This is a genomic window from Trueperaceae bacterium, assembly GCA_019454765.1.
In the GTDB taxonomy this organism is placed as follows: domain Bacteria; phylum Deinococcota; class Deinococci; order Deinococcales; family Trueperaceae; genus JAAYYF01.
In genome coordinates this window covers 40,103-48,113 of the sequence record JACFNR010000018.1, presented here as the reverse complement: position 1 = coordinate 48,113, position 8,011 = coordinate 40,103, and the positions used below count along the sequence as shown (strand labels likewise).

Sequence of the window (8,011 nt, the reverse complement as noted above, 5' to 3'; positions counted from 1 at the left end):
CGCGGCTTCACCCGCGGCGTCACCTGCGGAGGCGGATTCGCGGTCGGGGGCCGCGGGCGCTCCGGGGACGGCCGAGCCCCCGCCGGTGGCGCCCGTCGCCCGGCCGGGCTCGAGCTCGGCCGGCGCCCGCCCGGCCGGTGGTGTGGCCGCGCCCTCGCCCCCCTGACCCGCCCCGCCACCGGCGGCCCCACCGGCGCCGCCACCGGCGGCGCCCGCCGCGCCGGGCGGCGCCGAGGAGCCCTGGCCCTGCCGCAACGCCTCGAGGTAGCGCGAGAGGGCGTCGCCATCGCCGCCCGCGCCCGCGGGTGGGGCAACGTCGGGCGCGTCTACCCGCCCCGACGCAGCCCCCGCGGCGGCCGGGTCCTCGGCGCGGCCGGCGGTCCTTGGCAGGCCGAGGAGATCATCGGCGGGGGAGAACGGCGAGCGGTCGGTCGAGCCGCTCGTGGAGTCGGCCGTGCTGTGGGTGGGAGCGGCCGGCGCGGCGGCGCGGAGCAACGGCGGCAAGGCCGTCAGTGCCAGCGCGGCGACGGCCAGCGGCAGCCACCAGCGCGGGGTGGGGGCGGGCGAGTAGTCGGCCACTGCGCGGCGGGCCCGCGCGAGGAGGTCGGCTTCGAGCCCGAACTCGTCGGCCTCGTCGCCCGCTAGAGCGGCTCCTCCCCCCGCTGCGGATGCGGAGGCGCGCCGCGCCAGCAGCTCGAGCGCCGCCTCGTACGCCCAACCGGTGCGGCGCGAGATGTGGGCGAGCGCCTCGCGCGTGGGCGGCGCGAGCGGCGCGAGGGCTCCCGCCAGGCCGCCGAGCAGCACGGCCGCCAGGTGGTAGGGGAGGGGCATCCCGAACCGGGCGGCGACGAGCGTGGCCGCGCAGGAGGCCAGCAGCGCGCCCAGGGCCGCGCGCGTGCCGCGCCGCGCCAGCGCCAGGCGCCCGGCGGTCCGGAGGTGAAGGGTGAACGCGGCGTCGGCCGGCGCCTCCTCGCGGCGCAGGCGGCTCGGGTTGATCACGATGGCACCCCGCTCGGGTGGCGGCGCCACCGGCTGACCGCCAGGCCGACGAGGGCCAGGGCCACCATGGCGGGAGGGTAGGCGGGCGCCACCGCGGCGGGCGCCGTCCACGGGTTGGTGACCACGAGCCCCAGAGCGAGGTCGGTCCACACCAGCAGCGCGCACGTCGCGGGGACGAGGAGCAGCAACAGGGCCCCCGCGAACCGCCCCCGCACGAGCCTGCCGAGGAGCAGGCCGAGCCCGTAGTACCCACTCATCGTGATGGGCGCCAGCAGCGCCGGCCAGTAGCCCGGGACGGCGGGGTAGCTGCCCGCCTGCGCCACGAGCTCGAGCGGCCAGCTGAGGAGGGCCACGGCGAGGAGCGCGAGCCAAGTGTCGAGCAGGGTGTCGGCACCCTGCTCGGCCGCGCCCGGGGTCCCGGCGGTGCGCCCGACCGCCGGACCGGCAGCGCCCCAGGCGCCGGCCACGCCCGCCTGCCTGGCGCCTAGCACGACGGCGAGGAGCGCCAGGGCGCTACTGCGCAGCGGCCCGACCACCGCCCATGACTCGTTCACCCTGGCGCCGCCGTTAGGCCAGTTGGCGACCAGGACCACGGCCAGGACGGCCAGGAGCAGCGTGCCGCCCTGGGAGAGGTCCGGCCGCAGGAGGCGTGCCGACACGGCCTCGAGGCGGTTCATGGCTCAGCTCCCGGCCCGGCCGCGCCCGCGCCCGCGTGGGGGCCACCGGGTGCGCCGCCCAGGTCCGTGTCGGCGAGCCACACCACGCAGGCGCCCGACTCGCAGCCGCTGGTGGCCAGCACCGTGCCTGCCGGAAGCAGTTGCGTCAGGGCGGCGTAGACGCCGGGGGGAGTCGGGGGGAAAGCGCCCTCCTCGCCCGGCGCCAGCGTGACGACCGCACCGGGCGCAACGTCGGGTTGCGCCCCCAGGCCGACGACGTAGACCCCGACGAGGGGCGCGGCCGAGACGTTGACGAGGCGGGTCCCGCTCACCGTCAGCGGGCTCGCCACCGCGCGCGGCGGCAGCCACACGATGACGTTGCGCCAGGCGTCGGTCGGGATGCTCACCCGCCTGTCGTCGGCGTCGTAACCGCGCGGCAGGGCGGGCGCGGCGGTCGGTTCGAACTCCAGTCGCGCAGACGGCAGGGTGAGGCGCTCCCGCGCCTCGTGCACGAGGGCCAGCGGGCCTCCGACCACCCCAACGGCGACGCCGCCCTCGAACTGAGCGGCCGCCGGCCGGGCGAGCGCCCACGCGAGCGCCCCGGCCAGGCCGGCCACCAGCACCGCGGAGATCAGGCCTTGCTGCCCGCCGAAGCGGAGGAGCACCAGCAGCGCGGCCGCGTACACGGCGGCGCCGATCAGCACGGTCCGGAACGGTACGGGTTCCGGGGGCGCGACGAGCGGCTCGGCGAGTGCAGCCGTGAGCAGCTCTAGGGGCCGCACGGTCACCAGCCCGGTCGCCGGCGCGCCGCGCGCCGCGCCGGCGACGAGCCAGCCGGCGCCCAACCGCGCCGCGCCGCGCTCGCCCACCAAGCTGGCCACCGGGGCGGGGTACGCCGCGGGCGCCTCGAGGAGGACGACCTTGACCCCCGCGACGGCGGCGGCCACCAGGGCCTCCAGGGGCGGCGCGGGGTGGTCGACGATGAGCCCCACGACCCCGCCGTACGCCGCCGGGGTGATGGGCAGGTCGGACGGCGCGACCTCCACCAGGCGCGCGTCGGGCCAACCGGCGGCACCGGCGAGGTCGGGCAGGGCGGCGCCCCGCTCCTGCAGGAGGAGGGCGAGGGGGCGCTCGTCGGAATCGCGGCTGCCGAGCGAGCCACTGGCCACCACGCGGTCGCCCGAGACGACACGCCAAGCCACCGAGCGGAAGGGCGGCACGAACAGGTCCGTCTCGAGGGCGTGCACCCCACCGCCGCCGGGGAGCTCGTGGGTGATGGTCACGTCCACCGCGCCACCTTTGAGCGTGCCGACGTCCAGCACCGCCGTGAAGGTGCTGGCCGGCAGGTCGCGCGTCACCACCCTCAAGGGGTTCCAGGCGCCCGCCACGACCTGGTTGCCGACCCCGAGAACGACGCTCGCCTGCGGCTCTGCCGCCAGCGCCCCGGCCCAGGCGCCGGCCAGGAGGGCGACGCACGCGGCCAGCGCGGCTCGCGCGCGCGGGGGCCGCCGAGCCGTGGTCACTAGCTGGGCGCGGGGCGATGGCATCTGGGACTGGAAGTATACGGGCGGCCCGAGCCGGCGCGGGTAGCGGCGTGGGCTGCTGCCTAGCGGGGCGGGCTGACACCGCCCCGCTAGGTCGTGGGCGCTCAGCGCGCGGCGGTGGGCGCAACGAGCACGACGGCGCTCACGACCTTGCGTTCGGTCTTCCGGTTCATCAGCTCGCCGTCGATCACCAGGGTAGTGCTGCTACCGCTGTCGAAGCGCATGGCGCGGTCGACGCCCAGCCCGAGGAAGAGCTGCACGAGGTCCTCGGCCCGCATGGTCTCGGCCACCACGAAGAGCGTCGTACCGTCGGGCATCACCCCGATGGCGGCCTGCTGCGTGAGGCCGTCGAGGATGCGTTGACCGGAGGCGAACCCCTCCGCGCTGGGGTCGTAGGCGGCGACGCCGTCACGCACGAGTAGTGGCCCGGCCTCCACGGCGTAGCGCGCCCCCTCGAAGGCGCTCGGCTTGAGGTTGGTGTCGAGCGCCACCTCGTCGCCGGCGTCCAGCAACGCCAGTTGCCGGTTGGTGGGCGGGTAGGCGAGGGCGAAGCCCCCGACGGGTGCCAGGCGCGGCCCCACCTTGTTCTCCACCACCACGCCGTCCTCGACGACGAGTACCCCCTGCGACGCCGTGCCCGTCAGGGCGCCAGGGGTCGTGGTCACGACCACGCCGTCGCCGTTGGCGGCTCCGACCCTGATGGGGCCGTTCGCCGTGTAGAGGAGGACGTCCGCGTCGAGCCGGTCGATGAGCGGAGGGGCGGCGGGGGAGAAGGCCACGCCGGCGCGCCCGCGGCTCGGCAGCGACAGGAGTCCGTAGTCGACCTTGAGGAGGCCGATGGCGGCGTAGTCGCTCGTGTCGAAGTAGCCGGCGTTGAGCGCCACCAGCGCCCCGGCCCCCAGCTGGGAGACCGTGCGCGGCACCCGGCTCTCACCGACGACCCTCAGCTCGCCGCTGCCTGGCGCGATGCTCACGAGGTGCACGACGCTCGGGCCGCTGGCCGAGTAGACACGGTAACGCCGGTAGGTCACGCCGGGAGCGACGCTCCGCTCCACCTCGACCAGGTCGCTGAGGTCGCGCCGGGGGGCGACGTCGATGACGAGCCGCGTCGGGTCGGCGAGTGGGAACACGGCGTAGTCGAAGGCGGGACCGGCTAGCTGGAGCCGGGTTCCCTGCGGGCCCTGGTCCAGCGTGAGCTCCAGCCCCGCGACGTCGTCCGGCGCGGCGGCGGGCAGGAGCAGCGGCGGCAGGTCGAGGCCGAGCGGCGTGCCGGCCTCCCGCGATCCCCCCTGCCGCAGCCCGGTCAGCGCCTCGGGCGCCAGGCCGGGGAGGTCGAGCACGATGCGGACCTCGGCGCCGCCCGCCGACCTGATCCCTTCCAGCCGCGGGGTGGTGACGCCGAGGGCGTCCAGCACGGAGCCGTTGACGAGCACCTCGCCGTCGACGAGGAGGGGCGGGTCGGCGTTCATGTTGGACAACCAGCCGAGGCCGGGGACGTACGTCTCGTGGTAGGGGCCGTACACGATGGTGATGGCGTCCTCGGCCACGCCGGCCGTGGCGCCCGGCAGCCGGTAGTAGGGTCCCGCCGCCCCGGCGGCCTCGGCGCCGGCCATGGCGGCCGCGGCGGCTACGAGGAGGAAGAGGACCGGACGGAGGAGGTGCCGACGCATCCTGCCGAGTGTCGCAGGCCGCGCCGAGTCTTTGATGAAAGCAGCCGACAGTGGCGCGGTTACAGGCCGTGGAAGAGGGCGAGGATGGGCTCCAGGCCGACCGAACCGCCCAGGATCTGGCTGAGCGCCAGCTCGAAGCGGTAGGCCTCGAGGTCGCGGCGGTTGAAGGTCAGCCCTCCCAGGGCGAGGGCCCGGCTCCGGAGTTCGGAGACGGCAGTGTCGGCCAGGTCGACGATCGTGAGGTGTGGGCCGAGCAGCTCGTCGGGCACGCGCGCGGACGCGTCCAGCCTCACGACGAGGTCGGCGCGCTCGAGCAGCGTCGTGCAGAGCGGGTCGTGCAGCGAGCGCGCGTAGACGTTGGTGCCGGCGGCCTCCGGCTTGGCCCGCTCGGCCGTCACGCGGTCGGCCGCGAGGATGGCCAGGGAGGCCACGCCGAGCCGCACCAACTCGCGCGCCGTGGCCCTGGCGTACGGGCCGGCCCCGAGGACGACGGCGTGGGCGCCGTCCGCGTGCCAGCGCCGGGCGGCGAGCATGGCCGTGAGGGCGCGCCCGAACGAGTGGTCCGCCATCACACCGGCCTGCGTGACCGTCAAGGTGTCGGCAACCCCCAGGTCCGCCGCGTCCAGCGAGCTCCGGGCCGCCAGCGCCTTCGCCTCGGCCTGTCGCGCCTCGTCGAGCACGAGGGCGCCGGCGAAGTCGAGCCTGGGAAGGGCCCTGACCAGGTCGCTCATGGAGCCGTCCGGGACGGGGTGGAGCAGGAAGCGCCCGGCCCCGTCATGGAAGTCGCGGAGCGCGTGTCTGAGGTCGGCGTCTTCCGTGACCAGTGCCACGATATGCATGGACGAGAGCTTACCAAGGCTCGGGCCGGGGCCTGAGCCTCGTGGTAGTATCGGCCCGTGCAGCACGCGGTCCGGCACGGCGACACCGGCGACGGCGCCCCGCGCGCCCACGCGCGGCGAACGCCGGTGCGGGCCGCCTCGACTGCCTAGTCGACGCCCACCGGCCTGCCGGGGTTCCCGGCACCCCCAAAGACGGATGCACGGTAACGCGCCCCGGCGCGACCACCAGATCGGTTCAGGTGAGAGATGTTCGTGGTTCTTCCCGACGGTAAGCGGCTCGACGTCCCCGCCGGCGCCACCGGCGCCGACGTTGCCGGCGCCATCGGCCCGGGCCTAGCCAAGGCCGCCCTCGGCGTCCGCGTCGACGGGCGCCTGTCGGACCTCCAGAGCGCCGTCCCGGCAGGGGCACACGTGGCCATCGTCACGAAGCGCGACGCCGACGACGCCATCTTCCTGGCGCGCCACACGCTGGCGCACGTGATGGCGCAGGCCGTCCGCGAGCTGTTCGTGGCCGAGGGCCACCCGGCGGAGTCGGTCAAGATGGGTGTGGGACCGGTCATCGACAACGGCTTCTACTACGACTTCGACCTGCCGCGCTCCCTGACGCCCGAGGACCTGACGGCCATCGAGGCGCGCATGCGCGCCATCGTGGCCGCCGACCTGCCGCTCGTGAAGTACGAGCTGCCAAGGCCCGAGGCGTTGGCGCGCTTCGAAGCGCAAGGCGACCCGTACAAGGTGGAGCTCATAACCGACCTGCCGGTCGGCGAGGCGATCAGCTTCTACGAGCAGGGCGGCGCCGGCGGCTTCACCGACCTGTGCCGCGGCCCGCACCTGCCCCGCACCGGGGCGGTCCCCGCCAGCTTCAAGCTGATGAGCGTGGCGGGCGCGTACTGGCGCGGCGACGAGTCGCGTCCCATGCTGCAACGCATCTACGGCGTGGCGTTCGCGACCAAGGAGGAGCTCGAGCGTCACCTCTGGCAGCTGGAGGAGGCGAAGCGGCGCGACCACCGCAAGCTCGGCGCCGAGCTCGACATCTTCGTGCTGGACGAGGACGTCGGCCCCGGACTGCCGCTATGGTTGCCGCGCGGCGCCATCATGGTGGAGGAGATCGAGCGCCTGGCGAAGGAGACGGAGGAGGCCGCCGGCTACAAGCGCGTGCGCAGCCCTCACCTCACCAAGGAGCAGCTCTTCGTGAAGTCGGGGCACCTGCCCTACTACGCCGACTCGATGTACCCGCCCATGGTCCTGGAGGATGGGGAGAAGTACTACGTCAAGCCCATGAACTGCCCGTTCCACCACAAGATCTACGCGGCGCGCCAGCACAGCTACCGCGACCTGCCGCTCAGGCTGGCGGAGTACGGCACCTGCTACCGCTACGAGGACTCCGGGGCGCTCATGGGCCTGATGCGCGTGCGCTCCATGCAGATGAACGACGCGCACATCTACTGCACGGAGGAGCAGTTCGAGGCGGAGTTCCTAGCCGTCATCGACCTCTACACCAAGTACTTCGACCTGTTCGGCATCGACGATTACGTGATGCGGCTCTCGAAGCACTCGGTCGAAGGCCTGGGGAAGAAGTACGTCGATCAGCCCGAGCTCTGGGTGAAGACGGAGGCCATGGTCCGCGACGCGCTGCTGGCGGCGGGCGTGCCGTTCGTCGAGGCCGAGGACGAGGCGGCCTTCTACGGACCCAAGATCGACGTGCAGATCAAGAGCGCCATCGGGCGCGAGTTCACGCTGGCCACCAACCAGGTCGACTTCGCGCAGCCAGCACGTTTCGACCTCACGTACGTCGACGAGCACAACGAACGCCGGACGCCCCTGTGCCTGCACCGGGCGCCCCTCTCCACGCACGAACGCTTCATCGGTTTCCTCATCGAGCACTTCGCAGGCGACTTCCCGGTGTGGTTGGCGCCCGAGCAGGTGAGGATCGTGCCCATCGCGGACCGTCACGCCGGTTACGCGCGTGGCCTGCAGGAGCTGCTGGAGGCCGCGGGACTCCGCAGCGAGGTCGACGACAGCAACGAGCGCATGAACGCCAAGATCCGCGACGCCGAGCTCTACAAGGTGCCCTACATCGTCGTCGTCGGCGACAAGGAGGAGGCTGCCAGGCAGGTGTCGTTCCGGAGCCGCCAGGAGCCGGAGCGCCACGGGGTGGCGGCGGAGGCGTTCGTGGCGCACCTGCGCGACGCTCACGTGCGGCGCCTCCTCAAGGTGAACCCTCTGGCCTGACGCGGGGCGGCGCCCCCGAAGGCCCTGGCGCGCGACCCCTCGCGGGTCGTCGCGCGCCGTTCGCGAAGGTG

Annotated in this window: 6 protein-coding genes; 1 reads left to right on the top strand and 5 read right to left on the bottom strand. The window is 74.4% G+C overall.

Going from position 1 to position 8,011, the window contains the following annotated elements; all coding sequences use genetic code 11:
* From H3C53_07100 to H3C53_07080, 5 genes are all read right to left on the bottom strand, one after another.
* On the bottom strand, window positions 1-999 hold a 999-nt coding region (locus H3C53_07100; GenBank protein ID MBW7916430.1), incomplete at its 3' end, for a hypothetical protein.
* Window positions 996-1,676 (bottom strand): hypothetical protein, encoded by a 681-nt coding sequence (locus H3C53_07095; protein MBW7916429.1) that lies wholly within the window; start codon window positions 1,674-1,676, stop codon window positions 996-998. The genes H3C53_07100 and H3C53_07095, both read right to left, overlap by 4 nt.
* Window positions 1,673-3,202 (bottom strand): hypothetical protein, encoded by a 1,530-nt coding sequence (locus H3C53_07090; GenBank protein ID MBW7916428.1) that lies wholly within the window; start codon window positions 3,200-3,202, stop codon window positions 1,673-1,675. The genes H3C53_07095 and H3C53_07090 overlap by 4 nt, the downstream gene beginning before the upstream one ends.
* Window positions 3,203-3,303: 101 nt before the next feature.
* Window positions 3,304-4,869 carry a phosphodiester glycosidase family protein gene (locus tag H3C53_07085; GenBank protein MBW7916427.1) on the bottom strand — a complete coding sequence of 522 codons (1,566 nt, stop codon included), beginning with the start codon at window positions 4,867-4,869 and terminating at the stop codon, window positions 3,304-3,306.
* A 59-nt stretch (window positions 4,870-4,928) separates the two neighbouring features.
* A complete protein-coding gene (locus tag H3C53_07080; GenBank protein ID MBW7916426.1) occupies window positions 4,929-5,708 on the bottom strand; it encodes a hypothetical protein in 780 nt (259 codons plus the stop codon).
* Window positions 5,709-5,954: 246 nt separating this feature from the next.
* Between H3C53_07080 and thrS the strand changes: the two genes are divergently transcribed.
* Window positions 5,955-7,940 (top strand): threonine--tRNA ligase, encoded by a 1,986-nt coding sequence (thrS, locus tag H3C53_07075; GenBank protein MBW7916425.1) that lies wholly within the window; start codon window positions 5,955-5,957, stop codon window positions 7,938-7,940.
* The last annotated feature ends 71 nt before the right edge of the window (window positions 7,941-8,011 follow it).

Excerpts from the sequence above, each read along its gene's own strand:
- H3C53_07095 (MBW7916429.1), bottom strand. The coding sequence starts at position 1,676 with ATGAACCGCCTCGAGGCCGTGTCGGCACGCCTCCTGCGGCCGGACCTC.
- H3C53_07090 (MBW7916428.1), bottom strand. The coding sequence starts at position 3,202 with ATGCCATCGCCCCGCGCCCAGCTAGTGACCACGGCTCGGCGGCCCCCG.
- H3C53_07085 (MBW7916427.1), bottom strand. The coding sequence starts at position 4,869 with ATGCGTCGGCACCTCCTCCGTCCGGTCCTCTTCCTCCTCGTAGCCGCC.
- H3C53_07080 (MBW7916426.1), bottom strand. The coding sequence starts at position 5,708 with ATGCATATCGTGGCACTGGTCACGGAAGACGCCGACCTCAGACACGCG.
- thrS (MBW7916425.1), top strand. The coding sequence starts at position 5,955 with ATGTTCGTGGTTCTTCCCGACGGTAAGCGGCTCGACGTCCCCGCCGGC.